Annotated in this window: 30 protein-coding genes; 16 read left to right on the top strand and 14 right to left on the bottom strand. The window is 72.2% G+C overall.

What is annotated here, in order from left to right; genetic code table 11:
• Window positions 1-28 precede the first annotated feature (28 nt).
• A complete protein-coding gene (locus AC27L3_RS20670; RefSeq protein ID WP_487235541.1) occupies window positions 29-514 on the bottom strand; it encodes an RICIN domain-containing protein in 486 nt (161 codons plus the stop codon).
• A 438-nt stretch (window positions 515-952) separates the two neighbouring features.
• Between AC27L3_RS20670 and AC27L3_RS20665 the strand changes: the two genes are divergently transcribed.
• The 3 genes from AC27L3_RS20665 (at window position 953) to AC27L3_RS20655 (ending at window position 2,838) form a co-directional block, all read left to right on the top strand.
• A complete protein-coding gene (locus tag AC27L3_RS20665; RefSeq protein WP_487235540.1) occupies window positions 953-1,864 on the top strand; it encodes a hypothetical protein in 912 nt (303 codons plus the stop codon).
• Window positions 1,865-2,014: 150 nt separating this feature from the next.
• Window positions 2,015-2,311, top strand: coding sequence for a hypothetical protein (locus AC27L3_RS20660; protein ID WP_487235539.1), 297 nt, complete (start codon window positions 2,015-2,017; stop codon window positions 2,309-2,311).
• A gap of 155 nt (window positions 2,312-2,466) precedes the next feature.
• Complete coding sequence (locus tag AC27L3_RS20655; RefSeq protein WP_487235538.1) at window positions 2,467-2,838, top strand: helix-turn-helix domain-containing protein; 372 nt, start codon at window positions 2,467-2,469, stop codon at window positions 2,836-2,838.
• On the opposite strand, the gene AC27L3_RS20650 is transcribed toward AC27L3_RS20655, so the two are convergent.
• From AC27L3_RS20650 to AC27L3_RS20635, 4 genes are all read right to left on the bottom strand, one after another.
• Entirely contained in the window at window positions 2,771-3,088 is a 318-nt protein-coding gene (locus AC27L3_RS20650) for a DUF397 domain-containing protein (RefSeq protein WP_487235537.1), read from the bottom strand. The two genes, AC27L3_RS20655 and AC27L3_RS20650, sit on opposite strands and share 68 nt — an antisense overlap.
• Window positions 3,085-3,894 (bottom strand): helix-turn-helix domain-containing protein, encoded by an 810-nt coding sequence (locus AC27L3_RS20645; RefSeq protein ID WP_487235536.1) that lies wholly within the window; start codon window positions 3,892-3,894, stop codon window positions 3,085-3,087. Before AC27L3_RS20645 ends, AC27L3_RS20650 begins: the two co-directional genes overlap by 4 nt.
• A gap of 124 nt (window positions 3,895-4,018) precedes the next feature.
• A complete protein-coding gene (locus AC27L3_RS20640; protein ID WP_487235535.1) occupies window positions 4,019-4,210 on the bottom strand; it encodes a hypothetical protein in 192 nt (63 codons plus the stop codon).
• A gap of 146 nt (window positions 4,211-4,356) precedes the next feature.
• The gene (locus tag AC27L3_RS20635; RefSeq protein WP_487235534.1) at window positions 4,357-4,920 is read right to left on the bottom strand and encodes a TetR/AcrR family transcriptional regulator; all 564 of its coding nucleotides are present in this window, start codon (window positions 4,918-4,920) and stop codon (window positions 4,357-4,359) included.
• Between the two features lie 65 nt (window positions 4,921-4,985).
• On the opposite strand from AC27L3_RS20635, the gene AC27L3_RS20630 reads away from it, so the two are divergent.
• Window positions 4,986-5,480 (top strand): SRPBCC family protein, encoded by a 495-nt coding sequence (locus AC27L3_RS20630; protein WP_487235533.1) that lies wholly within the window; start codon window positions 4,986-4,988, stop codon window positions 5,478-5,480.
• A 57-nt stretch (window positions 5,481-5,537) separates the two neighbouring features.
• Here the strand turns inward: AC27L3_RS20630 and AC27L3_RS20625 are convergent, their stop codons facing one another.
• From AC27L3_RS20625 to AC27L3_RS20610, 4 genes are all read right to left on the bottom strand, one after another.
• Entirely contained in the window at window positions 5,538-6,011 is a 474-nt protein-coding gene (locus AC27L3_RS20625; RefSeq protein ID WP_487235532.1) for a MarR family winged helix-turn-helix transcriptional regulator, read from the bottom strand.
• Window positions 6,012-6,096: 85 nt separating this feature from the next.
• Window positions 6,097-6,864, bottom strand: a complete 768-nt coding sequence (locus AC27L3_RS20620; protein WP_487235531.1) for an AIM24 family protein — start codon at window positions 6,862-6,864, stop codon at window positions 6,097-6,099.
• Window positions 6,864-7,514: an AIM24 family protein gene (locus AC27L3_RS20615; RefSeq protein ID WP_344437372.1), complete on the bottom strand. Its 651-nt coding sequence runs from the start codon at window positions 7,512-7,514 to the stop codon at window positions 6,864-6,866. The genes AC27L3_RS20620 and AC27L3_RS20615 overlap by 1 nt, the downstream gene beginning before the upstream one ends.
• Entirely contained in the window at window positions 7,514-8,152 is a 639-nt protein-coding gene (locus AC27L3_RS20610; protein ID WP_487235530.1) for an AIM24 family protein, read from the bottom strand. The genes AC27L3_RS20615 and AC27L3_RS20610 overlap by 1 nt, the downstream gene beginning before the upstream one ends.
• Before the next feature lie 180 nt (window positions 8,153-8,332).
• On the opposite strand from AC27L3_RS20610, the gene AC27L3_RS20605 reads away from it, so the two are divergent.
• The 3 genes from AC27L3_RS20605 to AC27L3_RS20595 all read left to right on the top strand — a co-directional run bounded on the left by AC27L3_RS20605 (window position 8,333) and on the right by AC27L3_RS20595 (window position 9,910).
• A complete protein-coding gene (locus tag AC27L3_RS20605; protein ID WP_487235529.1) occupies window positions 8,333-8,677 on the top strand; it encodes a DUF3817 domain-containing protein in 345 nt (114 codons plus the stop codon).
• Window positions 8,674-8,970 carry an MTH1187 family thiamine-binding protein gene (locus AC27L3_RS20600; protein WP_487235528.1) on the top strand — a complete coding sequence of 99 codons (297 nt, stop codon included), beginning with the start codon at window positions 8,674-8,676 and terminating at the stop codon, window positions 8,968-8,970. The genes AC27L3_RS20605 and AC27L3_RS20600 overlap by 4 nt, the downstream gene beginning before the upstream one ends.
• A 271-nt stretch (window positions 8,971-9,241) precedes the next feature.
• Window positions 9,242-9,910 (top strand): hypothetical protein, encoded by a 669-nt coding sequence (locus AC27L3_RS20595; RefSeq protein ID WP_487235527.1) that lies wholly within the window; start codon window positions 9,242-9,244, stop codon window positions 9,908-9,910.
• Here AC27L3_RS20595 and AC27L3_RS20590 read toward each other — a convergent pair.
• Both AC27L3_RS20590 and AC27L3_RS20585 read right to left on the bottom strand, forming a co-directional pair.
• Window positions 9,895-12,711, bottom strand: a complete 2,817-nt coding sequence (locus AC27L3_RS20590; protein ID WP_487235526.1) for a hypothetical protein — start codon at window positions 12,709-12,711, stop codon at window positions 9,895-9,897. The two genes, AC27L3_RS20595 and AC27L3_RS20590, sit on opposite strands and share 16 nt — an antisense overlap.
• Window positions 12,708-13,127, bottom strand: a complete 420-nt coding sequence (locus AC27L3_RS20585) for a hypothetical protein (RefSeq protein WP_487235525.1) — start codon at window positions 13,125-13,127, stop codon at window positions 12,708-12,710. Before AC27L3_RS20585 ends, AC27L3_RS20590 begins: the two co-directional genes overlap by 4 nt.
• A gap of 211 nt (window positions 13,128-13,338) precedes the next feature.
• Between AC27L3_RS20585 and AC27L3_RS20580 the strand changes: the two genes are divergently transcribed.
• From AC27L3_RS20580 to icmA, 5 genes are all read left to right on the top strand, one after another.
• The gene (locus AC27L3_RS20580; protein ID WP_487235524.1) at window positions 13,339-14,013 is read left to right on the top strand and encodes a DUF4166 domain-containing protein; all 675 of its coding nucleotides are present in this window, start codon (window positions 13,339-13,341) and stop codon (window positions 14,011-14,013) included.
• A gap of 120 nt (window positions 14,014-14,133) precedes the next feature.
• Window positions 14,134-14,469: a hypothetical protein gene (locus AC27L3_RS20575; RefSeq protein ID WP_487235523.1), complete on the top strand. Its 336-nt coding sequence runs from the start codon at window positions 14,134-14,136 to the stop codon at window positions 14,467-14,469.
• Between the two features lie 55 nt (window positions 14,470-14,524).
• Window positions 14,525-15,040, top strand: coding sequence for a MarR family winged helix-turn-helix transcriptional regulator (locus AC27L3_RS20570; protein WP_487235522.1), 516 nt, complete (start codon window positions 14,525-14,527; stop codon window positions 15,038-15,040).
• A gap of 43 nt (window positions 15,041-15,083) precedes the next feature.
• Window positions 15,084-15,419 (top strand): DUF3817 domain-containing protein, encoded by a 336-nt coding sequence (locus tag AC27L3_RS20565; protein WP_487235521.1) that lies wholly within the window; start codon window positions 15,084-15,086, stop codon window positions 15,417-15,419.
• A 124-nt stretch (window positions 15,420-15,543) separates the two neighbouring features.
• Window positions 15,544-17,244 carry a coenzyme B12-dependent isobutyryl-CoA mutase large subunit gene (gene icmA / locus AC27L3_RS20560; RefSeq protein WP_487235520.1) on the top strand — a complete coding sequence of 567 codons (1,701 nt, stop codon included), beginning with the start codon at window positions 15,544-15,546 and terminating at the stop codon, window positions 17,242-17,244.
• A gap of 112 nt (window positions 17,245-17,356) precedes the next feature.
• Here icmA and AC27L3_RS20555 read toward each other — a convergent pair whose 3' ends face one another.
• Window positions 17,357-18,004, bottom strand: a complete 648-nt coding sequence (locus AC27L3_RS20555; RefSeq protein ID WP_365969754.1) for a TetR/AcrR family transcriptional regulator — start codon at window positions 18,002-18,004, stop codon at window positions 17,357-17,359.
• A 244-nt stretch (window positions 18,005-18,248) separates the two neighbouring features.
• On the opposite strand from AC27L3_RS20555, the gene AC27L3_RS20550 reads away from it, so the two are divergent.
• The 4 genes from AC27L3_RS20550 to AC27L3_RS20535 all read left to right on the top strand — a co-directional run bounded on the left by AC27L3_RS20550 (window position 18,249) and on the right by AC27L3_RS20535 (window position 22,262).
• Entirely contained in the window at window positions 18,249-19,220 is a 972-nt protein-coding gene (locus tag AC27L3_RS20550) for a tetratricopeptide repeat protein (protein WP_487235519.1), read from the top strand.
• 576 nt (window positions 19,221-19,796) lie between these two features.
• Entirely contained in the window at window positions 19,797-20,441 is a 645-nt protein-coding gene (locus tag AC27L3_RS20545) for a DUF6230 family protein (protein ID WP_487235518.1), read from the top strand.
• 110 nt (window positions 20,442-20,551) lie between these two features.
• A complete protein-coding gene (locus AC27L3_RS20540) occupies window positions 20,552-21,007 on the top strand; it encodes a DUF6114 domain-containing protein (protein WP_487235517.1) in 456 nt (151 codons plus the stop codon).
• On the top strand, window positions 20,997-22,262 hold the full coding sequence (locus AC27L3_RS20535) for a hypothetical protein (protein ID WP_487235516.1): 1,266 nt from the start codon (window positions 20,997-20,999) through the stop codon (window positions 22,260-22,262). Before AC27L3_RS20540 ends, AC27L3_RS20535 begins: the two co-directional genes overlap by 11 nt.
• Window positions 22,263-22,318: 56 nt before the next feature.
• Here AC27L3_RS20535 and pyk read toward each other — a convergent pair whose 3' ends face one another.
• Entirely contained in the window at window positions 22,319-23,746 is a 1,428-nt protein-coding gene (gene pyk / locus AC27L3_RS20530; RefSeq protein ID WP_487235515.1) for a pyruvate kinase, read from the bottom strand.
• Window positions 23,747-23,830: 84 nt separating this feature from the next.
• Window positions 23,831-25,042: an acetate kinase gene (locus AC27L3_RS20525; protein WP_487235514.1), complete on the bottom strand. Its 1,212-nt coding sequence runs from the start codon at window positions 25,040-25,042 to the stop codon at window positions 23,831-23,833.
• Window positions 25,043-25,221: the final 179 nt, after the last annotated feature.

Genomic DNA, 25,221 nt, shown 5'->3' with positions numbered 1-25,221 from the left:
GTCTACCGGGTTACTCCATGCACCGGGGTTACTTCATGTAGAGGCCCCAGGTCTGGGCGGCCCGGCCCGAGCCCCGGGCCTCGATCGTCACCGGCTGGTCGAGCCCGTGACCCTGGAGCACCTCACCGCGGAACTTGCGGCTCTCGATGGGCGTGTTGTCCGCCCGGGTGTCCAGCAGCCAGCGCTGGGCGAGGTTCCCGCTGTTGCACGGGCTCTGCGTGATCTTCTGCCCGCGCCCGGTGGCCGCGAGGCACTTGCCGAAGTGCGTGCCCCGGATCGTGTACGACCCGTCGTCCAGCTGCGTCAGCTGGAACACCTGCCAGCTGTGCCGGGCGTCGCGGGTGAGGACGTCGTGCCCCGCGTACTCGTCCAGGTTGGTGTCGTCGCTGTAGACCTGGATCGACGTGGTGATCGGCGCCTTGACGGCGGCGTCCGCCGCGGCGGGCACGGCGGCCAGGCCCGTCAGGGTGCCGGCGGCGGCGAGGGCGAGGGCGATCTTGCGGCTCGTGGTCATGCCGTTTTCCCTTCCATGGATTTTCGTGGGTCGGGCTTTACGACGTTCGGAAAGCTATGTGCTGGGGAGGGAGGGGAACCAGAGCGGTTCGGGACATATGCCGGGTAAAAGGTACGGATTTCAACTCGCCCTGCATTCCCGCGGATCGGGTCATGCCGGCAAGCGTGCGAACCGGCCGCTTGTGCCCTGGCCTCATCACGGGGGTACGGCCTGCGGGAACGGGAGGCCCGGTCCGTCTTCCGGCACGCGGGGCGCCGCATTTCCGGCCATCGCGATCGCGAAGTCGGTGCCTGGAGTCGTCCCGTTCGGGTGGCGGGAGCGGCTGGCCGATGTCAATCCCCGTTCCGGGGGGTGTCCGGGCGCTTCGGGTGACGGCTAGGGTCGCGCCCGACAGGCACCAGCCACAGTGCGACAGCAGTGGAAAGGCGGGCCGGAGAGATGAAGAGCCGAAGAGACGTCCTACGCGCCGCAACCGCAGCGGCCGGCGCAGCCGCCCTCGGCACCCTCGGCACGGGCAGGGCAACAGCGGCCGGAACACACGCCGCCACCTTCACGGACGCCTCCGGTCTGGCGACCGTGTCCGTCTTCGCCCACACCGGAAGCCCCGCACGGCAGCACTGGATCGACAAGACCACCACCGTCGGCGACGGCGACATGATCGCCATCGGCGGCGGCGCCACCGCGACGGACGCCAACCCCGGCGCCCTGCTCACCGCCTCCTACCCCACCGGCGACCTCTGGGGCTGGACCGTCAGCTCCAAGGACCACCTCCAGGTGCACTACCACCAGCTCACCTCGTACGTGATCGGGCTGAAGATCGCCGGCATGAGCCGCGACCAGCTCGCGCGGGCCGTCCTCGTCACCCCCGCCGACAGCGGCGCCGAACCGTGGCCCACGGCCGAAGCACGCATCTGGTCCAACAACCACGTCCTCGTCGGCGGCGGCTTCCGCGTGGACTGGCACGGCGCCGGCAACCTCGCCACCGCCTCCTTCCCCTCCTCCGACAGCACCTGGCAGGCCCGCTCCAAGGACCACGGCCAGTCCGACCCCTGCAGCATCCGCTCCTACGCCATCGCCCTCCCGCGGCACCTGCCCGTCGGCCGCGTCGAGGTCGCCCGCATCCCCGTCGACGGCGGCCCCGACGCCCACCCCCAGGCCACCGCCACCCTGCCACCCGGCTACGTCCTCACCGGCGGAGGCGGCGACGTGCACTGGAGCGGCGCCGGCAACCTGCTCTGGCGCCTCGAACCCTCACGGTGGGCCCCCAGCTTCACCGCGGCCTCCAAGGACCACCTGTGGTCCAGCCCCGCCACCATCACCGCATGGGCGCTCGGCATCCGCATCGTCTGACGCCGTCCCGCACGCCGTCCGACTCGGGACCCACCCGCGCGGGACTTCCCTCCCGGCCCGCACCCGCACGCCCGGGGCGCTGAACTTCCGCCGCCGCGATTCCGCTCCCACCATCGGGGCAGGCAGAAGCCGAGAGAGAGGGAACCCCCCATGAAAACGCGGACCTTCCGCCTGGCACCGGCGGTGGCGGCGGCCACCGCGGTGCTCCTGACCGCCACGGCGGGGGCGGCCGTAGCGGCACCGTCGGATGAGTCCCCGAGCGCAAGCACCAGCGCCGGCGCCACCCCGGCCGACGGCTGGACCAAGCGCGGCCACTACGACGACGAGAACACCTGCGTGGAGGCGGGCAAGAAGGGCCAGAGCCACGGCGACTGGCACGAGTACAAGTGCAAGCGCGAATACGACAACGACCACTACCGCTACTACTGGTGGCTGTACACCCACTGACGAGCGCGGCAGACCGTGCCCCCCCGGGCGAGCCGCCCGGGGGCCACGGCCGGGGGACGCCATGCGGGTGATGCGGCGCGCATCTCGTACGGGTTCGCGCGGGATCGTCTATCGTGCTGCCGGCGGACTTCCGAACGGATCCGGGGAGAGAGCTCATGAACCACTCCCAGTGGAAGACCCGCCGCACGAGGAAGCTCCTGGGTGAGGTGGTGGAGGAGACCGTCGCCTACACCGAGGCGGGGCACGCGTTCGCCCTGGGGCAGGCCGTGTACGACCGCCGCAGCGAGCTCGGCCTGTCACAGAGCGAACTGGCACGGCGGGCCGGGATGACCCAAGCCCAGATCTCCCACATCGAGGGCGGCGACTCCGTTCCGACCCTGGCCCTGCTCACCCGTCTGGCCAAGGCGCTCGACGCCTCGTTGACCATCGACCTGGACGGCGACACGTCGGCCTTCGTCTTCACGCCTCACGGAGGCCGGCCGGAGACCGATGGGGGATCACCGCGGGGGCGCTCGTCCGCCGCTTGAGGGCTCCCACCCCCGCCCCGGCGACGAACGCCGCCCATGCGGCGGCGGGTATGGAGAGCTGCGGCCCGCCGCGCCGTTTGGAGTCACGTATGTGGACGGTGCGCGGGGTGGCGGCGACTTCGACGCAGGCGCTGCCGTCACTGCCGCTGTGAGTGGACTTCGCCCATGGAAGGGAGACTTCGACGCACTCACCGCCCCCCTCGCCGTCGCTGTAGCTCGACTTGAACCACGACCGGTGCTTGAGCGTCATCCCTCGGCCAACCTTCTGATGTACGCCGCTGAATCCTTCATGTTCAGCGCCTGAGCGCGAAGCATGCCGTAGCGCTGCGAGAAGTCACTCACCGTCTCACGCTCCGCGAAGAGGGAGTTGAACCCCTGCCCCTCTACATAGGCGCACAGCTCACGGTTTTCGGATTCCAGCAGCGTCATCGGTCCATGGAGGCAGCTGTGGGAGGCGCCTTCGGCGAGCAGAACCTGGATGGTCACGTTGCGCTGTTCGCCGACTTCGAGCAGGTGGCGCAGCTGCCCCTTCATCACCTTCGGCCCGCCGACCCCGGTACGGAGTGCGGCCTCGTACATGACGAAGCTGAACAGCACGGTCGGTACCTTGAGCCGTTCCTGTCGCCGCATCCGGGTCTCCCAACGATCATCGATCGTCTGGTCATCCACGGGGGGCCAGTGGCTGCTGAACAAACTGCGTGCGTACTCCTCGGTCTGGAGCAGTCCGGGAACGAGGAGCGTCTGGTAGTGGTGCTGCGCGATCGCCCGCGCTTCCGCATCCGCGAACAGATGCGTGACCCAAGGTGCCTTGTCCGGCTGCAGATACGCCAGCGCCGCCCGCAGCTTCCCCCGCGCCCCGCACATGTCGTCGGCGACCTCCAGGAGCCGCTGGGTGGGGCGCCGGCGCCCCTGTTCCATCGAGCTCACCGTCTCGCACCCGTACCCCGCCTCCTGCGCCAGCTGCTCGCGGCTGATGCCGGCCTCCGTGCGCCAGAGCTTCACCTGGTTGCCGCACAGCCGCCAGGCCATCGGTGGCTGAGAGGTCTCACTCGTCACGGCCCCGCCCCTTCCCTCCGCACTCATGTCCGTAGCAACGGACCGTAAGGCGGGCAAGACACCCACGCGCCGCAAGCGGCCGGAGGTTCTCACCTCCGGGTGAAAAAACGGGAGGTTTCCGCGGTCAGGACGGACCGTCGAACAGGCCCCAGCCGTCCTCGCCCAGAGCCTCGCCGATGGTCGCGGTGGGGATGACGAGAGAGCCGGCTGCCCATTCGATCGCCAGCGCTTCGGGCGTGCGTCCCAGGACGGCGGCCAGGTCGCGGAGGATGTCCGGCTCGGGCGGAGCCGGCGGCTCGACGGGTTGCTCGCCCATGGTCTGTTCGCCCCTTCGGTCGTTGTGTTCCGGTTGTCACGGACCGTATGGCAGGCCCGGAGCGAAGGGCCGTTCTCGCCTCATAATCCCGTCGGCCGCCCGGCCGTGGAGCGCGGCCGTAGCCGCAGGTTGTCGCCCCCCCCGGGTCAGGACTCCCCACCTGCCAGCAGTGCCGCCGCCGACTCCTCCGCCAATGCCTCGGCGTGCGGCGGAAGCGGTTCGCCTGCGCGGAGGTGGCGGCGGACCACGGCCAGGGGGAGGTCGATCAGGGCGAGGAAGGCGCGGTCGAAGGCGGCAGGGTCGTCGCCGGCCAGGGCCGCCAGCGCCGCGCGGATGCGGGCGTTGCCCTCGTTCGCGCGGTGGGCGTACTGCGGGGGCCAGTCGGCGCGGCCGAAGTCCTGGGGGCCGTACAGCAGGAGGGCCGCCTCCTGGGGGTGGGTGCGGCTCCAGGCGACCACGTGGCGGGCCGCCGCGGCCGGTGATTCGTCCAGGGCGCGGATGTAGCCGTGCTGGAAGCGTTCGACCGTGCGCAGCCACACCTCGGCCAGGAGCACGGCGCGGCTGGGGAAGCGGTGGTACACCGAGCCGCTCGGTGCGCCCACGGCCTTGGCCACTGCCGACATGGTCACGCCCGCGGGGCCTGCGGTTGCCGCGAGGTGGACGGCGGCGTCCAGGAGTTGGTCCGTGTCGAAGCGGGGTGGTCTCGGCATGAATTGGAGAGTACTCTCCAGAGTTATTGGAGATGTGTCTCTAAAACGGGGAGGCAGTCAACGTCATGGGTGGCGTCTACAACGTGCACGAGCGCTCGCTGGCCGCGGAGCCGGCCGAGGTCGGGGTGCTGATCGACGGTCTCGCGAGCGGGAACGACCGGCTCTGGCCGGGCGCGCCCTGGCCGCCGATGCGGCTGGACCGGCCGCTGGGGGTGGGGGCCAGGGGCGGACACGGTCCGGTGCGCTACAGCGTGGCCGCTTACGTGCCGTCCGTCTGGGTGCGGTTCGCCTTCGAGGGGCCGCGCGGTTTCGACGGTTTCCACGAGTTCGCCGTGCTGAGCGGTGCGGACGGCCGGACGCGGCTGCGGCACACCCTCGCCAAGGAGGCCCGCGGGTCGGCCCGGCTGACCTGGCCCCTGTTCTGGCGGTGGCTGCACGACGCGTGCGTCGAGGAGAGTCTGGACCGCGCCGAGCGGGCGCTCACCGGCACGGTTGCCCGGCCGGCACGGCGGAGCCCGTACGTGCGCGTACTGCTGCGCCTGTTCCGCCTGCTCCGCTGAAAAACGCCTCGCCCGCGCCGCACAACGGGGGTGTGCGGCGCGGGCGAGGGCCGGAGGTCACTTGGTGCGCGTGGTGCGCAGGTGGTTGGCCACCGGCAGCAGGGAGGTGTGGAGTGCCTTGAGTTCCTCCGGTGTCATCAGGTCGATGAAGTGCTCGCGCACGGAGGCGACATGGTGGGGCGCCACCTTGCGCATCGTCTCCCAGCCGAGGTCGGTCAGGACGGCGAACAGGCCGCGCCGGTCGGACTCGCAGTTGACGCGGCGGACCAGGCCCGCGTTCTCCATGCGGGTGATCTGGTGGGAGAGGCGGCTCTTGGACTGCAGGGTCGCGGTCGCGAGGTCGCTCATCCGCATCCGGTGGTCTTTCGACTCCGACAGGTTGACCAGGATCTCGTAGTCGTTGTTGGTGAGGCCGAAGGGCTGCAGATCGCGTTCGAGCTGGTGCATCAGCAGCCGGCTCACCTCCAGGTGGGCACGCCAGGCGGCCTGCTCCTCGTCGGTGAGCCAGCGGGTGCCGTTCTCGGTGTCCATAGATGGATTCTACCTAAAGGAAGTTGAAAGATTAACTAACATTAAAGGTCATGCGTTCGACCCGTCACACTCCGCAGGGTACCGCTCACAGCCCGAAGCGGCGCTGGAGGTCGCCGAGCTGGCCCGGCAATCGGGGGGTCATTGGCTGATTCCCGGGGCTTGCGTGCGGCACGCCGGCCTGCTCCGGCGGCCCGTCCCCGGTGGCGATCTCCTCCATCAACTGCTCGGTGGACTGCAGCAGCACCGTGCCCGCGCCCACGAACTCGAACTGGTGCTCCTCGCCCGAGGCGCCTCCCAGCCCCGTCAGCCGGCGCACCCCGCCCATGACCCCCCGCAAGTACTGGTGGTCGTAGTGGTGGCAGGGGGACGGGCAGTCGGCCCAGCCCACCAGCGCCTGCGGGTCGACGCGGATGGGCGGCTCGGCGAAGACGACCGGTCCGTTGGAGGCCGCGACGAACTTGCCCGTGCCGATCAGCGTCAGAAAGCCCGGGATGATCGACTGCTTGAGCGCGAGCGACGGCTCGAAGGCGAGCAGGTTGCCGGAGCGGACGGTGAGGTTGCCGTCCTCCAGGTCGTAGGAGTTGACGTCGAAGCCCCGGTCGGCCAGCAGCATCCTGCCCTGGCCCTCGGCGACCACCCAGTCCGCGGCGTGCAGCGGCGAGTGGAAGCTGCCGGCGATCAGCCGGTCGAGGGGACCGTGGCCGATGCCGTGGAAGTCGATCCGCCCGTAGTAGGCGATCATCTTCCCCTTCTGCAGGAACCACTGCCCCTTGAGGTCGACGCAGAAGGCGTACGGGTTGACGTTGTCGTTGGCCGGCAGCGTGGTGGCGTCGTGGACGACGGGACCGTTCATCACAGCTTCTCCTCCGACGCCTGGACGTAGACGGTGCCGGTGCCGGACAGCTCCAGCCGGAACGCCTCGCCGCTGCCGCGGCCGACGACTTCGCGCCAGCCGAGGGCGGTGGTGAGCTTGTTGCGCACGTCGCCGCGGTGGGCGACGTACGCCTGCGGGTCGACGACGACCGGCCGCTGCGGGCCGATCGGCAGCTCGATGAAGCCGCCGTGGGCCATCACCGCCACCGCACCGTGCCCCTTGAGAGTGGTGGTGAACAGGCCCTGCCCGGTGACCTGGCCGCGCACCATGCCCATCACGCCGCCCTGGGAACCCATGAACATCGTCCCCTGCTGCAGCGTGCCGTCGAAGGCCAGCAGGCGGTCGGCCTCGACGTAGAGCGTGTCGCCGGTGAGATCGATGACGTGCACGTGGTGACCGCCGTGGCCGAACATCACCGTGCCGTTGCCCTCGACCGTCATCAGGGGCGTGGCCTCGTTCGCGATACGGCGGCCGATCATCCCCATCACGCCGCCCGCGCCGCCGGTGATGCTGGGGGTGAAGGACACCTCCCCCTTGTAGGCGAGCATGGCCCCGCGCTGGCTGAACAGCCGCTGCCCGGGCACGACGCTGGCCTCGACCATGCGCGAGTTCAGGAGCCGGAACGGCATTACAGCTGCCCCCCGATCGTGTTGCGCTCGCTCGGCTGGACGTAGACGAGCCCGTCGCCCTCGAAGCGGATCTGGAACGCCTCGCCCGACCCCTCGCCGATGAAGGTGCGGAAGTTCACCCCCGACTGGAAGTGCTGGCGCAGCCGGCCGGTGTGCGCGATGTACGCGCCCGGGTCGACCTGCAGCGGCATCTGCGGGGTGACCCGCAGAACGATCGCGGTGCCGTCGGAGAGGATCGCCGCCTGGCCCGAGCCCTCGACGGTCGTGGTGAACAGGCCGTTGCCCTGGGAGGCGCCGCGCAGCCCGGTGAAGGTGGTGCCGGTGCGCAGCGAGGAGTCCGTGCACAGGAGGTTGCTCGCCTCGACGTACAGCGTCTCGCCGCGCAGCGTCACGAGGTTGATCTCGCTCGCGCGGTCGGCGAAGTAGCAGGTGCCGTGCCCCTTCACCTCCATGACTTCCATCTGTTCGCCGGTGAGCCGGCGGGTGACCATGCCGCGCAGGCCGTCACCGCCGCCGGTCATCTTCTTGAACGTCATCTCGCCCTCGTACGCGACCATCGACCCGTTCTTGGCCTTGACCGCGTCGCCGTTCATGTCGACGGCGAGGACCTTGCTCCCGTGGAGCCGAAACTGAGCCACGCCTGCAGACGCTAGCGGCAGGACATACCCCGCGAACAGGCCCCTAGACGCCCCTAGACGTCCCTAGGCCCTGGAATGGACCCGAATGCTGTGATCGAAGGTGGGCCTGCAACAATGGGAGAGCTTGTGAATGCTGTCACAAGCTGTGACCGTTTCGCCACGCGACCGAAGGTGTGCCCCGTGGACCTCAAGACAGCCTCCGCCCTGCGCCGGCTCCGCCTGGTCTCCGCCCCGGAGGCCGTTTCCTTCATCCTCCTGCTCATCTGCTCCGCCCTGAAGCGGACCACCGACTTCAACGCCGTACCCGCCATGGGCGCGATCCACGGCATCCTCTTCATCCTCTACGTCGTCTTCCTGGCCGACGCCTGGAACAAGACCAAGTGGCCCCTGAAGACCGGCGCCCTCTACTTCGTCCTCTCCGTCCTGCCGACCGGCGGCTTCTTCGCCGACCGCATGCTGCGCCGCGAGGCCGAGGCCAGCGTGATCGCCGCCCGCGCCCGCAAGGAAGGCGTGGTCAACGCATGATCGTCGCCTTCTCCGTCACCCCCATCGGGGTCGGCGAGGACGTCGGCGAATACGTCGCCGAAGCGGTGCGCGTCGTCCGCGCCTCCGGCCTGCCGAACCGTACGGACGCGATGTTCACCTCCCTGGAGGGCGACTGGGACGAGGTCATGGACGTCGTCAAGCGCGCCGTGGCCGCCGTCGAGGCCCGCTGCGGCCGCGTCTCCCTCGTCCTCAAGGCCGACATCCGCCCCGGCGTCACGAACGGCCTGACCACCAAGGTCGAAACGGTCGAACGCCACCTCGGCGCCCCGTAGGGGCGCGGGCCCATCCGGCGGCAGCGCCCCGTCAGGGGCGCGGGGAACTGCGCGATCGGCCACCGACGGCCTGCAGTCGACATGCCGTCCCGGACCCTGCGGGTGCGTCGTGGCTTGTCGCGCCCACGCGGCGGCAGCCGCAGATCGACGCTGCCCCGCGCCCCTTCGGGGCGCAGCCGCCGTTTGTTGCAGAAGCCTGTGTTCCGGCCGGGGGCGGTGGGACTCTGGCTCCCGGGGCGGCGCGGCGCGCCGCCGGCGGGGGAGGCCGGGGATGGACGCAGAGGTCGTCGTACGCGCGGTGTCGGCCGGCGCCGCCGTGATCGTGCTCCTCGCCCTGCCGAGGGCCTTCCGTTCCGCCTTCACCCCGCCGCACCGCCTGCCGAAGGCCGCCTTCCTGGCGGCCATGGTGGGACTGTGCCTGTGGACGGCCCACAGCCGGGGCCCCGGCTGGTTCGTCCCGGCGCTGTACGCCGACCTGGGCCTCAGCGCTGCATGGGCGCTCCTCGCGCCGTTCGCCCGTGTGCGCCGGGCCCGCCCCGCCGACCCGCTGCAGCTGAGCCACACCCTTCAGCGGGCCGCCCGGCACGAGGGTCCCCAGTGGATCGGGCTGTACGTCGCCTTCACCGGGTCGCTCTTCTTGATCGTCGCGCAGCCGCAGTTCCGGCAGTGGGCCGTCACTCTCACCGGCATCGGCTGTCCGCTGTGCTTCGTCGAGGACCAGCTGTGCCGCATCCTGGGCGACGACACCCCGGCGGTCGCCGCGTACCGCGCCCATCTGCGGGCCGGCAGCAACCGGCACGTGGTGCTCCGGCGGGACGCCTCCGGCGTCCCCTGGGAGGTGAAGATGCTCGCCAAGGACGCCTACCGGCGCCCGCCGCACACCCCGTCGTGCCCCGTCCACGGCCCGCTGACGGGGCTCGCGCGTCAGCGACCGGCCTGATCCGGCCGGACCACCCACGCCCGCAGCTGCCGGATCTGTTCGAGCAGGGCGCCGCCCCGGGCCGGGTTGCCGGCGGCCGCCCGCCGGGCGAGTGCCTCCGCCTCCTCCAGGGCCGCCAGGGCGCCCGCCACATCCCCGGCCGCTCCCGCCTTCGTCTCGGCCAGCAGGCCCAGCGCCAGGGCGAGTTCGACCCCTGCGACAGCCGGATCCGCCGTGGCGGCCTCGCGGAGCAGGCCGACGGCCTCCTCCCCGGCGGCCAGTGCCTCGCGGTGCCGCCCCAGCTCGTTCAGCCGGCTGCCGTACGTGCCGAGCGCGGCGCCCAGGTCGGCCCGGTGCACGGGGCTCTCACGGGCCAGCTCGCGCCACAGGCGTACCGCCTCCTCCGCCGCCCGCAGGCCGCCGCGTGCGTCCCCTGCCAGGTGCACGTTCAGGTTGCTCAGGGCCCGGGCCAGTTCGGGCCGGAAGTACGCGGGGTTGCCCTGCGCCGGCTGCCGCAGCAGGGCCACGGCCTCCTTGCTCGCGCGCGCCGCGCCCGTGAAGTCCCCGGCGGCGGCCCGGCGGCGGCCCAGGTTGTTCAACTGCAGGGCCAGGAAAGGCCGGTGGCGCGCCGGATCCTTGCGGGAGAGCCCGCGCAGCAGGCGTACCGCCTCCTCCGTGACGCGCAGCGCCTCCTTGTGCCGGAAGAGGCGGCCCAGCAGGATGCCGTGCTCGCTGAGCGCGGCGGCCAGCCGGTGGCCGTTGATCCGGGGATCGGCGCGGGCCAGCGCGCGGTAGAGCCCTACGGCCTCCCGCGACGGCTGCAGCGCCTCCTGGTGCCGTCCCAGGCGCAGCAGCGCGTTGGTGAGGCCGGCCAGCGCCCCCGCGAGGGGCGCCGCGGCACCCGAGGCGAACAGGCTGTCCCGCTGGGCCGTACGGACGAGCCCCACGGCCTCCTGCGCCGCCGCCAGCGCCTCCTCGCCGCGCCCGAGCCCGGCCAGGGACAAGCCGAGGTTCACCAGCGAGAAGGAGAGCCACACGACGACGAACGCCGCGTCCTTGTGCTGCTGGAGGTCCTCGATGCCCTGCCGCAGGCGCTCCCGCCGCAGGAGAAGGCCCGCCCCCTTCCGCCCCCGCGGGGGCATCGGCGGCAGGGGGCGGGCCGCGGCCAGGTCCCGGTACAGGCGCACGGCCTCCTCGTTGGCCTGCACCGCCTCCTGGTACAGGCCGGCCGCCAGCAGGCGCCCGCCCAGGCCGAACCACAGCAGCGCCCGGGCGAGCGGGTCCTGCGTGCGCTCCAGCCGGCAGGCGGTCAGGCGCCGGGTCACCGCGGCGATGCCCGGCGCCAGGTCGGCGACGTCGAGCTCCGGGAAGCGCGAGGCGACGGCCTCCAGCACGTCGATGCCCGCATCGGGTACGGCCGCCAGGTCGCTCAGGGCGGAACTGCCCGCGGCCACCGCCAGCTCCGGGGCCTTGAGGAGCGCCGGGAACAGGTGGCCGGGGCCCAGGTGCGGCCAGCGCCGGGCCGCCGCGGTCAGGAAGCCGACGGCGCGCGGCACCCACACCGGCGGCGGGCCGTCCCGGCCGGCGCCTTCGGTGCCGAGCAGCTGCGAGGCCGTCGCCGGGGCCCACGCCTGGGCCGGGTGATCGGCGGTGTGGCCGGGGAAGGCCAGCGCGAGGAAGTCCTCGGCGAGCCGGTCCGGGGCGAGGGGTTCCAGGACGGTGTCGCGGGCCGGATCGGCCGGTGGGTAGCAGATCGCGTGATCGGTGAGGATCCGCTCCGGCGGTGGCCGGTCCAGGCCCTGCGCCGCCAGCACGGCGGTACCGGTCGGGCGGCTCACCGCGCCGGTCAGGGCGGCGGTGAACACCGCCCGGTGCATCACCGCCGGCGGGGTGCGGAAGGCCCGAGCGCCCGGGCCGAGCTCGTGCGTGCCGTCCCCGTGCAACCGGGCCCAGTGCAGCTGCTCCCGGTCCAGGAGGTAGCCGGTCAGGCCCGCCACGTCCCGCGGCGGACGGCGCCCTGCGCGGTGCGCGTCGACGGCGACGAGGGCGGCCATGTGCACCGCCAGCGTCAGCCCGTACTCCTCGTCCTCCAGCGGCCCCGGCGGCGGCGCGGCCGCCCCCGGATCCGCGAGGCCGTACCGGGCGGCGAAGCCCGCCCGCGCCACCGCGAACATCTCCCCGCGCTGCCCCGACCCCTCCGCCAGCGGCGCCAGCGCCCGGCTCGACAGGTGCGGCTGGTGCCCGGCCAGCGCGGCGCGCAGCGGCGGCCAGGGATCGAGCGTACGGGCCAGCAGGAGCACCCTGGCCGGTACGTCCGGGTGGTGCAGCAGCGCATTGCTCAGCAGCCACGTCAGATGCGACTGCGGCCAGCGGTCGGCGTAGTCGACGACCAGCAGCACCCCGGCGAACCCGTCCGGCCGCAGGTCCTCGCTCCGGCCGGGCACCAGCACCGAACCCGGCCCGTGCGTGGCCGTCACCGCCTTCCAGCCCGCCGCGAGCGACGCATCGGCGAAACGGTGCGCCAGACGCGTCTTGCCCTGCCCGCCCGGAGCGTGCAGCCACCGCACGGCCAGCCGCGGCCGGCTCTCCCGCCACGTGCGCAACTCCTCCAACTCGCCCTGCCGGCCGGTGAAGCCGACCACGGCGAACCGGGCGTCCAGCATCCGGCTCGGCAACTCCGCCAGCCACGCGCCGTCGGCCTCCGGGGCGGGGCGGTGGTTGTGCAGGACGTACACCGGCAGACCGTCGCCGAAGACGTGGAGGTCCGCGCCGATCACGCCGTGGGCGTACCCGGCGGCGACGGTGATGTTCTGCTCGATCACGACCTGTCGGGCCCGGCTTCATGGATGACGATGCTGCCGTTGACGACGGCGTTGGCCCGGCCGCTGTCGCGCACGTCGACGTTCTGCACCGCCGTCCACTGCGGCTGCGCGGCCCGTTCCGCCGCCACCCACGCCCGCAACTCCGCCACCGCCTCGGGATCCCGTCGCACCAGCGACGCCAGCTGGAACTCCCACAGCGCGAGCAGACTCCGCCGCGCCGCCGTGCTGTCCTCCGCCCGGGCCACCAGCTCCGCACCGGACGCCAACTGCGCCTCGACTGCCGCCCGTTCCCCGGCATCCGCCCGCCGGAACAGCCGCACGAACCGCGCCCGGACGGCCTCCCATCCGTCGGTCGCCATGGCCGCCACCAACGCCCCGGCCCCCGCCGAGGCCAGCTCCGCCATCTCCTCCACCACGGTGCCCCCTGCCCGTTCACGTTGTTGGGGCGAGTGTGCACGGCCGTGCGGCGGCATGTCGCCGTTTCGGACCGCACCGACCGAGACCGGAACGGGCCGAATTCCGTCGTACGTTGCCACGATCCCGTAGCACCTGCTGCCACAACCACCCGATAGGCGTTTGAATTTGAGCGACTGATTAAATCGACCGCTCAAGAAGGAGCGCCCGCTCATGACCTCGATCTTCCAGCGCGCCATGGGCGCCGACTTCGAGCGACTCCACCCCCGCATCCGGCAGCGCTTCTCGGTCGGCCTCGACAGCGGCGAGGCGTGCGTCGGACACGGCGTGATGGACGAGGTCCTGCACGGCCGCGGCTGGGTGCGCCCCTTCCTCGCCCTGGGCGCGAGCCGCAACATCCTCCTGCCGCGCGCCGGCCGGAAGATCCCCTTCACCATCGAGAACGTCCCCTACCGCGACTCCTACGGGCGCGAGACGGTCACCTTCGTACGCACCTTCCGCTTCCCCGACGGGCCGCGGCGCTTCGACGCGACGATGATCCACAGCCCCGGACGCGACTGCATCGTCGACTACCTCGGCACCCACCAGCACCTCGCCACCGACCTGCACTTCTCCGCCGACCCCACGGGAGCCCTGATCATCCGCTCCGGCGAGCACCGCTTCCGCGAGGGCCCGCTGGACGCCCGCGTCCCCGGCCTCCTCGCCGGCGATGCGCTCGTGCGCGAGACGTACGACGACGCGGCCGACTGCTTCCGCATCGAGGTCCGCGTCACCAACCGCCGCTTCGGCTTCCTCTTCGGCTACCGCGGCTCCTTCACCGCCGCACACCTCCCCGCCACGGCCCCCAGGCAGGGCCTGCGCCCGATACGGGAGGAAGCCCGCGCCTGAGGCGGGCCGCGGGATGGACGCCGGGCGGGTACGCCGCGTATGCGGCACCGTCGGCGTGGGGCGTGGGGCGGGAGGTCGTACGATCTCGCTGATCAGGTGATCAGGGAGGCGGTCCTGGCAGTGTTCGGTAGCGGGCGGAAGAACTTCGACCCCGGCGTCATCGTCCTGCGCGACTCGCAGGCCGTCGCCGAGGCCATCGACGCGGCGCTGGCCGCCGCGGGGCCCGAGGAGCGGCCGGGGCTGGAGCGGGCGGCTGCGCTCGTGGCGGCGCATGCGGCGCGGCCGGAGCGGGAGGTGCGTGCGGAGTGGACGCGCGGCATCCTCGGCGCCGCGGGCGTCGATCCGCGGACGCACGAGGTGCACGCCGTGCGGGCGCTGCGCAAGGCGGAGCCGGGGCTGAGCCTGAAGGCGGCGGTGGTGCTCGTCAGGGAGGCGGCGGAAGCCTGCGGGCAGTAGTCCCGAATTCCGAGACGACCCCGGTCGCCGGGGGGCCGCCGGGTACGCTCGGAGCGTGCCCAAGCCGCTCAGCCTCCCCTTCGATCCCATCGCCCGCGCCGACGAGCTGTGGAAGCAGCGGTGGGGTTCGGTGCCGTCCATGGGGGCGATCACCTCGGTCATGCGCGCCCACCAGATCCTGCTGGGCCAGGTGGACGCGGTGGTCAAGCCGTACGGGCTGACGTTCGCGCGCTACGAGGCGCTGGTGCTGCTGACGTTCTCCAAGGCGGGCGAGCTGCCGATGTCGAAGATCGGCGAGCGGCTGATGGTGCACCCCACGTCGGTGACCAACACCGTCGACCGGCTGGTCGCGCAGGGGCTGGTCGCCAAGCGCCCCAATCCCAACGACGGCCGCGGCACGCTGGCCAGCATCACGGACAAGGGCCGCGAGGTCGTGGAGTCGGCCACGCGCGACCTGATGGCGATGGACTTCGGCCTGAGCGCGTACGACGCGGACGAGTGCGGGCGGATCTTCGAGATGCTGCGGCCGCTGCGGGTGGCCGCGGGGGATTTCACCGAGCCGGAGGAGTAGGGCGGCGAAGATCGCCCCGGATCGCACCGTTACGCTCGTGGGCATGAAACAAAGCGTGCTGACCCGCTACCGGGTGATGGCCTACGTCACCGGTGTGCTGCTGGTCCTCCTGACGATCGGCATGATCGCCAAATACGGGCTGGACATGGACGTCTCGGGTCCGGTCCGCGTCATCGCCATCGCCCACGGCTGGCTGTTCGTCGTCTACCTCGTCTTCGCCTTCGACATGGCCTCGAAGGCCAAGTGGTCGTTCGGCCGGCTGGTGTGGACGCTGGTCGCCGGCACGATCCCGCTGGCGGCGTTCTTCGTCGAGCGCAAGGCGACGCGCGACCTGGAGCCGCTGGTGGCCGCGGAGGCCGCCGGCCCCGCCCGCGCCTGACGCCCGCCGCCCCGCAACGCCCCGGACGACGACCCTTGTCTCCGGGGCGTTCGTGCGCGAGAATTTAGTAGGACGTCCTAGTAAATCTGGTTGGGGCAGGGCACGAGAGGCGGACGACACGACCATGGACGCAGCAGCCATCGAGGCCGGGCGCAGCCGCTGGCAGGCGCGGTTCGACGCCGCGCGCACGCGCGACGCGGACTTCACCACCCTCTCCGGCGCCGAGGTCGAGCCCGTCTACGGCCCGCGCCCCGGCGACACCTACGAGGGCTTCGAGCGGATCGGCTGGCCCGGGGAGTACCCGTTCACCCGCGGCCTGTACGCGGCCGGCTACCGCGGCCGCACCTGGACCATCCGGCAGTTCGCCGGTTTCGGCAACGCCGAGCAGACCAACGAGCGCTACAAGATGATCCTGGGCAACGGCGGCGGCGGGCTGTCCGTGGCCTTCGACATGCCCACCCTCATGGGGCGCGACTCCGACGACCCGCGCTCGCTCGGCGAGGTCGGCCACTGCGGTGTGGCGATCGACTCCGCCGCCGACATGGAGGTCCTCTTCAAGGACATCCCGCTCGGCGACGTCACCACCTCCATGACGATCAGCGGCCCGGCCGTCCCGGCCTTCTGCATGTACCTCGTCGCCGCCGAGCGCCAGGGCGTCGACACCTCCGTCCTCAACGGCACGCTGCAGACGGACATCTTCAAGGAGTACATCGCGCAGAAGGAGTGGCTCTTCCAGCCCGAGCCCCACCTGCGCCTGATCGGCGACCTGATGGAGCACTGCACGCGCCACATCCCCGCCTACAAGCCGCTGTCCGTCTCCGGCTACCACATCCGCGAGGCGGGGGCCACGGCCGCGCAGGAGCTCGCGTACACGCTCGCCGACGGCTTCGGCTACGTCGAGCTGGGCCTCTCCCGCGGCCTGGACGTCGACGCCTTCGCGCCCGGCCTGTCCTTCTTCTTCGACGCCCACGTCGACTTCTTCGAGGAGATCGCCAAGTTCCGCGCCGCCCGGCGCATCTGGGCGCGCTGGATGAAGGAGGTGTACGGCGCGAAGACGGACAAGGCCCAGTGGCTGCGCTTCCACACCCAGACCGCCGGCGTCTCCCTCACCGCCCAGCAGCCGTACAACAACGTGGTGCGCACCGCCGTGGAGGCCCTCGCCGCGGTGCTCGGCGGCACCAACTCGCTGCACACCAACGCCCTCGACGAGACCCTGGCCCTGCCCAGCGAGCAGGCCGCCGAGATCGCCCTGCGCACCCAGCAGGTGCTGATGGAGGAGACCGGCGTCACCAATGTCGCCGATCCGCTGGGCGGCTCCTGGTACGTCGAGCAGCTCACCGACCGCATCGAGGCCGACGCCGAGAAGATCTTCGACCAGATCAAGGAGCGCGGCCTGCGCGCCCACCCCGACGGCCGGCACCCCATCGGCCCCATCACCTCCGGCATCCTGCGCGGCATCGAGGACGGCTGGTTCACCGGTGAGATCGCCGAGAGCGCCTTCCGCTACCAGCAGGCCCTGGAGAAGGGCGCCAAGCGCGTCGTCGGCGTCAACTGCCACCACGGATCGGTCACCGGCGACCTGGAGATCCTGCGCGTCAGCCACGAGGTCGAGCGCGAGCAGGTGCGCGTGCTGGCCGACCGCAAGGCCCACCGGGACGACGCCCGGGTGCGCGCGGCCCTGGAGGCCATGCTCGCCGCCGCCCGCGACGGCTCCAACATGATCGAGCCGATGCTGGAGGCGGTCCGGGCCGAGGCCACGCTCGGCGAGATCTGCGGCGTCCTGCGCGAGGAGTGGGGCACCTACACCGAGCCCGCCGGCTTCTGAGCGGCGGCGACACCCCCGGACGACACTCCCGCCCGACACCCCCTGCCGCGCCCCGCGCGCAGGGGGCGTCGTCGACTTCCGGCCAACCGCGGGGCGCGGCGGGCGTACGGGATCAGGCGCCGCCGGCCGCCGCGGCGAGGCCGCCCACCAGGAGGGCGGCGAAGCCGCGGGCCCAGGCGGCGTCCACGGGTTCGGCACTGACGAGCGTCCGGTGGACGACGGCGCCCGCGATGACGTCGAAGATCAGGTCGGCGGTGCGGGCCGCCCCGGCCGGGTCGGGCTCCAAGGGCAGCTCCCCGCGGGCCTGGGCGCGCTCGCGGCCGAGGAGCACCAGCGCCTTCTGCCGGTCGACGATGGCGGAGCGGATGCGCTCGCGCAGCGCGTCGTCGCGCGTGGACTCGGCCACCACGGCCATCAGGGCCGTCTTGGTCTCCGGCCGCTCCAGCAGGGCCGCGAACTGCAGCACCACGCCCTCGATGTCGGCCAGCAGGCAGCCGCGGTCGGGCAGCTCCAGGTGCTCGTCGAACAGCGCCGCCACCGCGTCCACGACCAGCTCGTTCTTGCCCGCCCAGCGGCGGTAGAGGGTGGTCTTGGCGACCTTGGCGCGGGCCGCGACGTCGCCCATGGTCAGCTTTCCCCAGCCGAGCTCGACCAGCGCCTCGCGCGTCGCACCGAGGATCGCGCGGTCGGCCTCCGTGCTGCGCGGCCGGCCCGTGCGGCCGCCGGCGCGGCGCGGCGCGGGGGAGGGGGCTGAGCTCATGAACGGGACCTTACCGTCCGGTAGCCCCTCTGGTCCGGACCTCGCCCCCCGAGGTGTGAGGCAGATCACCGGCGGCGGGGGTCCGTGGCGGGGGCCGTCCAGTTACGCTACGGCTCGTAGCGTAAGGGAGCGACAACCACGGCGCCGAGTGGGGACCCGGCGTCAATCCAGCCCCCGGCGTTTTTCCGCTTCTTTCTGATTCATCGTTTTCCGCTTCAGCGTGCCGAGGGGGGAGGATGGGGCCATGCAGCCACGGAACATGTCCATGAGTGGAGTGGTCGACCTCGCCGCGGTGAAGGCGGCCGGGGAGGCGAAGAAGAAGGCCGAGCAGGCGCGTGCCGAGGCCGAGCGCCGGGGCGGCGGTGCGCCGGCCGCCGGTGCGGGCGCCCTCGTCTTCGACGCCACCGAGGCCGGGTTCGAGCAGGAGGTCCTGCAGCGCTCCGCCGAGGTGCCCGTCGTCATCCAGTTCTGGGCCGAATGGTGCCAGCCGTGCAAGCAGCTGATGCCGGTCCTGGAGCGGCTCGCCGCGGAGTACGCGGGCCGGTTCGTCCTGGCCAAGGTCGACGTCGAGGCCAACCAGCTGCTGGCGCAGCAGTTCGGCATCCAGTCCGTCCCGGCGGTCTTCGCGGTGGTGGCGGGCCAGGCCCTGCCGCTCTTCCAGGGCGCCCTTCCCGACACGCAGATCCGCCCGGTGCTGGACCAGCTGGTCCAGATCGCCGAGGAGCGCTTCGGCATCGTCGGCGGCCTCCCGGGGGCGGACGAGGGCGAGGCGTACGCCGCACCGGCGGCCCCCGCCGGCCCGTACGACACCGCCCTGAGCGCCGCCCACGAGGCGCTGGACGCGGGTGACCTGGGCGGTGCGATGCGGGCGTACGAGAACGTGCTCTCCGACGACCCGGCCAACGCGGAGGCGAAGCTGGGCCTGGCCCAGGCGCAGCTGCTGCAGCGCGTGCAGGGCGTGGACGCCCAGCAGGTGCGCAAGGCGGCGGCCGACGCCCCGGGCGATGTGCAGGCGCAGATCGCCGCGGCCGACCTGGACCTGGTCGGCGGGCACGTCGAGGACGCCTTCGGGCGGCTGATCGACACGATCCGGCGGACGGCGGGCGAGGACCGCGAGGCGGCCCGGGTGCGGCTGCTGGAGCTGTTCGAGGTGATCGGTCCGGACGACCCGCGGGTGACGGCGGCGCGCACCGCGCTCTCGCGCGCGCTGTTCTGATGCCCCTCGTTCTGGTGTTCCGCGGGGCACCCCGCGTGCCCCAGGCGGCACAGTCGCCGCGCTTTGCCAAAACTTGGTAAACGGTCGGTCTGTTACTGCGAGTAGGAGGAACCCGGGCTTTCGCCCGGGTTCTTCTGTTTTTCTCCCCCGATGTGCGTGCACGCTCCGAGACGCTCCGCCCTCCGGTCGATGCCGGCCGGTCTCCCGGTGGTTATCCGTCCGTTACTCGCGAGTAATCAACCCCTTGTGCCCCGGGCCCGAATGGACCACGATCGCCCCAGCCCGGTCCATCCCCCGCGGATGGGTCCCCACCGGGCGGGCCGGCGGGACGTGCCCGGCGGTCGATGGGGACAGGGGGGTCCCTGCCGTGCAACGGCAGGGCCTGTCCCGGCGGTTGCGCGAAGGCGTGGCCAACGTGGTTGTCGCTCGGGGGTGAACGCCGGTGTGTGTCGGGCGCGGTTGGCGCCGCATCGTGCGACGGCGCTCTTCTTCCCGAGGACGTAGCTCTTCTCCCACTTCCGGGTGCGGGTCTTTTCGAGGCCGGCCCGGGGTGTACGTCCGAGAAGGAGGAAAGTCGTGAAGTCCCTAACTCGCGGTGGGACCAGATGGCGCCGGTTCGCGGTCGTCATGGTGCCCAGCGTCGCGGCGTCGGCCGCGATAGGCGTGGCGATCGCGCAGGGCGCGCTGGCGGCGTCGTTCAGCGTGTCGGGCCAGCAGTTCCAGGTGACCGCGGAGCGGCTGGAGGGCACCGGATTCGTCCAGTACGGAGCCATGGACGAGACCGGCAAGGGCCGGCAGGCGGTGGCGGTGGTGGGGCTCGACTCCGCCAAGATCACCAGCCTGTGCCAGGCGGTCACCGTGCCCACCCCGTTCGGCAGCGTGTCCATGGTGCTGAAGGCCGGCACGGGCGCCAAGGACGACGGCGGCAAGGTGAAGGCCACCAAGCTCTTCATCGACGCCAACGATCTGCAGGCCGACGCCCGGTTCGACGAGGTCGACATCGGCGTCTCGGTGGACGCCACCACCAAGGGTCCCGGCCCGGCCAAGCCGGGCGAGAACGGCCGCGGCGCCTATGTGCCCGGCTCCTTCGCCCAGCAGGCCAAGTCGGTGGAGTTCAACCACGTCGACCAGAAGGCATGGGCGACCTCCGCCGGCACCTTCACCCTGCCGGGTCTGAAGATGAACGTCAGCATGGGCGACACGGCCTGCCCGAAGAGCTGACGCGCGCCGGAACCGGACGGGTACGGGTGGGCGGATGCGCGCGCTCCCGTGCCCGTGGCCGGCACGACCCCCCTCGCACCACCGATTCGCCAGTCCTAGGAGCTGTATCCATGAGCGCCGACACGCGACCACGGCTGATCGTCTCTCTCGGCCGCACCCGCCGTTCGTTCTGGGACTGGCGGGGCCACCGCCCCTTCTGGGGCGGGCTCTTGTGCATCCTGGCCGGGGTCCCGATCATGTACATCCCGTACCAGACCATGACGCTCGGCGACCTGCACATCCGGCTGGCCACCACCGCCGGCGCCGGTTCGCTGATCATCGGCGTGCTCCTGATCGTGCTCGGGCTGACCATGTGGTTCCAGCCGCAGTCGCGCGTCTTCGCCGGGGTCGCCGCGATCCTGCTGGCCCTGGTCTCCCTGGTCGTCTCCAACTTCGGGGCGTTCCTGCTGGGATTCCTGCTGGCCCTGATCGGCGGCGGGCTGGGCGTGTCCTGGGTGCCGGCGAAGAAGCAGCAGCCCGTGGCGGCGGCGGGGGCACAGCCCGACGGGGGTCCGCGTGGCGACTGACGAGGAGCGCCCCGTGGCGGGGCCCCGGCACGCGGCACCGAGAAAGCCGCTGCTGGCCCGGCTGCACATGCCGGCCGGCAAGGCCATCGCGCTCGCGGCGATGCCGAGCGCGGTCCTGATGGGCATCGGGCTCACGCCGACCCTGGCGCAGGCGAAGCCCGTCGCCCCGGCGAATCCTTTCGGCGAGGCGGGCTGCGTCACGGCGCCGGACAAGGCGCCGGAGCCGACGGAGTCGGCGGAGTCGCCGAAGGCCACGCCGGATCCGGACCCGGAGCCGTCCGCCGGGACGGCGGACAGTACGCCGGGGACGAGCGCGGACCGGAGCCCGAGCCCGGCGCCGAGCGCCGGTGCGCGGACGAAGCCGGCCGCGCAACCGGCGCCGAAGCCGGCCCCCACGCCGACTCCGACACCCACGCCGACACCCACCCCGACGCCCACGCCGTCGAAGGCGAAGAACCCTCTCGACCCGCTGGGACTGGGGGACGTCCTGGGCGGCATCCTGTCGGGCGGCCGCAAGGCCGAGCCGCAGCCGACCGAGCCGCCGAGGCCCGCGCCGTCGACGGCCCCGACCGCCGCGCCGGCCGTGCCCTCCGCGCCGGCACCGGCGGCCAAGCCGCCGGCGGCACCGTCGCCGTCGGCCACGTCCCGGGCCGGGACCGGCCCCAAGGCGCCGGCCACGCCCGGGGCGACCGCGCCGTCGCCGGAGGCGTCCGGCACACCCTCGCCGCAGGCGTCCGGCACGGCCTCCGCCGACCCCGGCAAGCCGCTGCCGCCCTGCCCGCCCGGCACCGTCGTCGACGAGAACGAGCACCGCGCCTTCCCCAACCAGCCCTGGTACCTGGAGGCGAGCACGCTCACCCTCCACGGGCTGACCTACGAGGGCGTCAAGCAGATCACCATGGTGAACGGGCAGAAGAAGAGCGTCCTGAAGTTCACCGCGGACTCGCTCGACATCAAGGACCTGCACCAGATCGTCAACAACCAGGGCATGCAGTACCACGTGGCCGGGATCGGGACGACCTCGACGGTCGGCAGCGGGCGGATCACGATGTACACGGAGGAGCTCAAGGGCAATCTGCTCGGGCTCATCCCCTCGACGCAGTCGCCCTCCAGCCCGCCGCCGCTGATCCCCGGGGTGAAGCTGCCGATCCCGATCTTCTTCACCAACGTGAAGATCCGTCAGTCGGGACAGTACGGCGGGACGCTGCACATCCCCAACCTGCACCAGTACCTGACGCCGGGCACGTACCCGTAGCAGCAGCACGAAGGCCGCCACCCCCGACGGGGGTGGCGGCCTTGTCGAGCGTCGCGTCAGCGGGTCTCGCCGCCGAGGTGGTGGACGCGCACCATGTTGGTGGTGCCCGGGACGCCGGGCGGGGAGCCCGCCGTGATGATCATGACGTCGCCCTCGCTGTAGCGGTGCAGCTTCAGCAGCTCCGCGTCGACCAGGTCGACCATCGCGTCGGTGTTGTCCACGTGCGGGACGACGAACGTCTCGACGCCCCAGCTCAGGGCGAGCTGGTTGCGGGTCGCGGCGTCCGTGGTGAAGGCCAGGATCGGCTGGGCCGCGCGGTAGCGGGACAGCCGGCGGGCCGTGTCGCCGGACTTGGTGAACGCCACCAGCGCCTTGCCGCCGAGGAAGTCGGCGATCTCGCAGGCGGCGCGGGCCACCGAGCCGCCCTGGGTGCGCGGCTTCTTGCCCGGCACCAGCGGCTGCAGGCCCTTGGAGAGCAGCTCCTGCTCGGCGGCCTCGACGATGCGCGACATCGTCTTGACCGTCTCGATCGGGTAGGCGCCGACCGACGACTCGGCCGAGAGCATGACCGCGTCCGCGCCGTCCAGGATCGCGTTGGCGACGTCGGACGCCTCGGCGCGGGTCGGCCGGGAGTTGGTGATCATCGACTCCATCATCTGGGTCGCGACGATCACCGGCTTGGCGTTGCGGCGGCACATCTCGATCAGGCGCTTCTGCACCAGCGGGACGCGCTCCAGCGGGTACTCCACCGCGAGGTCGCCGCGGGCCACCATCACGCCGTCGAAGGCCATGACGACCTCGGCCATGTTCTCGACGGCCTGCGGCTTCTCGACCTTGGCGATCACCGGGACGCGGCGGCCGACCTCGTCCATGACGCGGTGGACGTCCTGGACGTCCTTGGCGTCGCGGACGAAGGACAGGGCGACCATGTCGCAGCCCATCGCGAGCGCGAACTTCAGGTCCTCGACGTCCTTCTCGGACAGCGCCGGGACGTTCACCGCCGCGCCGGGCAGGTTGATGCCCTTGTGGTCGGAGATGACGCCGCCCTCGATGACGATCGTCTTCACCCGCGGGCCGTCGACCTCGGTGACGCGCAGCTCGACGTTGCCGTCGTTGATCAGGACCTGGTCGCCCTTGGCGACGTCGCCCGGCAGGCCCTTGTACGTGGTGCCGCAGATCGTCCGGTCACCGGGGACGTCCTCGGTGGTGATGACGAACTCGTCGCCGCGCACGAGCTCGACGGGACCGTCCGCGAAGGTCTCCAGGCGGATCTTCGGGCCCTGGAGGTCGGCGAGGACGCCGACCGCGCGCCCGGTCTCCTCGCTGGCCTTGCGGAGGCGGTGGTACCGCTCCTCGTGCTCCGCGTGGGACCCGTGGCTCATGTTGAAGCGGGCCACGTTCATGCCGGCCTCGATCAGCGTCTTCAGCTGGTCGTAGGAGTCGACGGCGGGGCCCAGGGTGCAGACGATTTTGGAACGGCGCATGGGGCAGATCCTATCGGTTTGTTTCGGAGCGGAATATTCGAGCTGTGGGAACGACCAAGATCGGATCCGGCCGTTCCCCATCACCTAGGCGCTGACCAGCGCGTACGTCTGAGCGGCGATCTCCAGCTCCTCGTCCGTGGGGACGACGGCCACCGCGACCCGCGCGTACTCGGGGGAGATCAGCCGCGCCTCGCCGGAGCGGATGCCGTTCAGGCCCGCGTCCACGGCCAGTCCCAGCTCCTCCAGGCCCGCCACCGCGGCCTCGCGCACGGGCGCCGCGTTCTCGCCCACGCCGGCGGTGAAGGCCACGGCGTCGACCCTGCCCAGGACGGCGTAGTAGGCGCCGATGTACTTCTTCAGCCGGTGCACGTAGATGTCGAAGGCGAGCTGCGCCTGCTCGTCGCCCTCGTCGATGCGCCGGCGGATCTCGCGCATGTCGTTGTCGCCGCACAGTCCGATCAGACCGCTCTTCTTGTTCAGGAGCGAGTCGATCTCGTCGATGGACATGCCGGCGTTGCGCGCCAGGTGGAAGATCACGGCCGGGTCCAGGTCACCGGAACGGGTGCCCATGACCAGGCCCTCCAGCGGCGTCAGGCCCATGGAGGTGTCGACGCAGCGGCCGCCGCGCACGGCGGAGGCGGAGGCGCCGTTGCCCAGGTGCAGGACGATGACGTTGACCTCCTCGGGCGCCTTGCCCAGCAGCTCGGCGGTCTTGCGCGAGACGTACGCGTGCGAGGTGCCGTGGAAGCCGTAGCGGCGTACGCGGTGGGCGTCGGCGGTCTCGACGTCCAGGGCGTAGCGGGCGGCGGCCTCCGGCATCGTCGTGTGGAAGGCGGTGTCGAAGACGGCGACCTGCGGCAGGTCCGGGCGCAGGTCGCGGGCGGTGCGGATGCCGGTGATGTTGGCCGGGTTGTGCAGCGGGGCGACCGGGATCAGGCGCTCGATCTCGGCGACGACCTCGTCGGTGATCAGGGTCGGCTCGGTGAACAGGCTGCCGCCGTGCACCACGCGGTGACCGATGGCGGCCAGCTCCGGGGAGTCCAGGCCCAGGCCGTCGGCGGCCAGCTCCTCGGCGACGGCGTCCAGGGCGGCGGCGTGGTCGGCGATGGGCGCGACGCGCTCGCGCTTGTCGCCGCCGGTCGCCAGCGGGGTGTGCGCCAGCCGCGAGGTCTCCTCGCCGATGCGCTCGACGAGACCGGCGGCCAGGCGGGCCCCGTCGGCCATGTCGAGCAGCTGGTACTTCAGCGAGGACGAGCCGGAGTTGAGGACGAGGACGCGGGTGGCGGTGGAAGTCATGGAGGCTTTCCGGTAGCGGGTGATCAAGGGGAGGGGGCGGGGGGGGGGGGGGGGGGGGGGGGGGGGGGCCCCCCCCCCCCCCCCCCCCCCCGCGCAGGGGGCGCGCGCGCCCCCCCCCCCCCCCGCCCCCCCGCCCCCCCCCCCCCCCCCCCCCCCCCCCCCCCCGGGGAGAGGTCAAG

Source organism: Streptomyces sp. PKA51 (assembly GCF_057552455.1).
The sequence above is the reverse complement of the archived record's forward strand: the minus strand, read 5'-3'. Positions and strand labels throughout refer to the sequence as shown.

Coding starts and splice junctions, on each gene's coding strand:
- AC27L3_RS20665 (WP_487235540.1), top strand. CDS start 953: ATGAAGAGCCGAAGAGACGTCCTACGCGCCGCAACCGCAGCGGCCGGC.
- AC27L3_RS20630 (WP_487235533.1), top strand. CDS start 4,986: ATGGGTGGCGTCTACAACGTGCACGAGCGCTCGCTGGCCGCGGAGCCG.
- AC27L3_RS20625 (WP_487235532.1), bottom strand. CDS start 6,011: ATGGACACCGAGAACGGCACCCGCTGGCTCACCGACGAGGAGCAGGCC.
- AC27L3_RS20660 (WP_487235539.1), top strand. CDS start 2,015: ATGAAAACGCGGACCTTCCGCCTGGCACCGGCGGTGGCGGCGGCCACC.
- AC27L3_RS20600 (WP_487235528.1), top strand. CDS start 8,674: ATGATCGTCGCCTTCTCCGTCACCCCCATCGGGGTCGGCGAGGACGTC.
- AC27L3_RS20640 (WP_487235535.1), bottom strand. CDS start 4,210: ATGGGCGAGCAACCCGTCGAGCCGCCGGCTCCGCCCGAGCCGGACATC.
- AC27L3_RS20525 (WP_487235514.1), bottom strand. CDS start 25,042: ATGACTTCCACCGCCACCCGCGTCCTCGTCCTCAACTCCGGCTCGTCC.
- AC27L3_RS20635 (WP_487235534.1), bottom strand. CDS start 4,920: ATGCCGAGACCACCCCGCTTCGACACGGACCAACTCCTGGACGCCGCC.
- AC27L3_RS20540 (WP_487235517.1), top strand. CDS start 20,552: ATGAGCGCCGACACGCGACCACGGCTGATCGTCTCTCTCGGCCGCACC.
- AC27L3_RS20650 (WP_487235537.1), bottom strand. CDS start 3,088: ATGACGCTCAAGCACCGGTCGTGGTTCAAGTCGAGCTACAGCGACGGC.
- AC27L3_RS20620 (WP_487235531.1), bottom strand. CDS start 6,864: ATGAACGGTCCCGTCGTCCACGACGCCACCACGCTGCCGGCCAACGAC.
- AC27L3_RS20580 (WP_487235524.1), top strand. CDS start 13,339: ATGACCTCGATCTTCCAGCGCGCCATGGGCGCCGACTTCGAGCGACTC.
- pyk (WP_487235515.1), bottom strand. CDS start 23,746: ATGCGCCGTTCCAAAATCGTCTGCACCCTGGGCCCCGCCGTCGACTCC.
- AC27L3_RS20615 (WP_344437372.1), bottom strand. CDS start 7,514: ATGCCGTTCCGGCTCCTGAACTCGCGCATGGTCGAGGCCAGCGTCGTG.
- icmA (WP_487235520.1), top strand. CDS start 15,544: ATGGACGCAGCAGCCATCGAGGCCGGGCGCAGCCGCTGGCAGGCGCGG.
- AC27L3_RS20655 (WP_487235538.1), top strand. CDS start 2,467: ATGAACCACTCCCAGTGGAAGACCCGCCGCACGAGGAAGCTCCTGGGT.
- AC27L3_RS20565 (WP_487235521.1), top strand. CDS start 15,084: ATGAAACAAAGCGTGCTGACCCGCTACCGGGTGATGGCCTACGTCACC.
- AC27L3_RS20555 (WP_365969754.1), bottom strand. CDS start 18,004: ATGAGCTCAGCCCCCTCCCCCGCGCCGCGCCGCGCCGGCGGCCGCACG.
- AC27L3_RS20550 (WP_487235519.1), top strand. CDS start 18,249: ATGCAGCCACGGAACATGTCCATGAGTGGAGTGGTCGACCTCGCCGCG.
- AC27L3_RS20670 (WP_487235541.1), bottom strand. CDS start 514: ATGACCACGAGCCGCAAGATCGCCCTCGCCCTCGCCGCCGCCGGCACC.
- AC27L3_RS20595 (WP_487235527.1), top strand. CDS start 9,242: ATGGACGCAGAGGTCGTCGTACGCGCGGTGTCGGCCGGCGCCGCCGTG.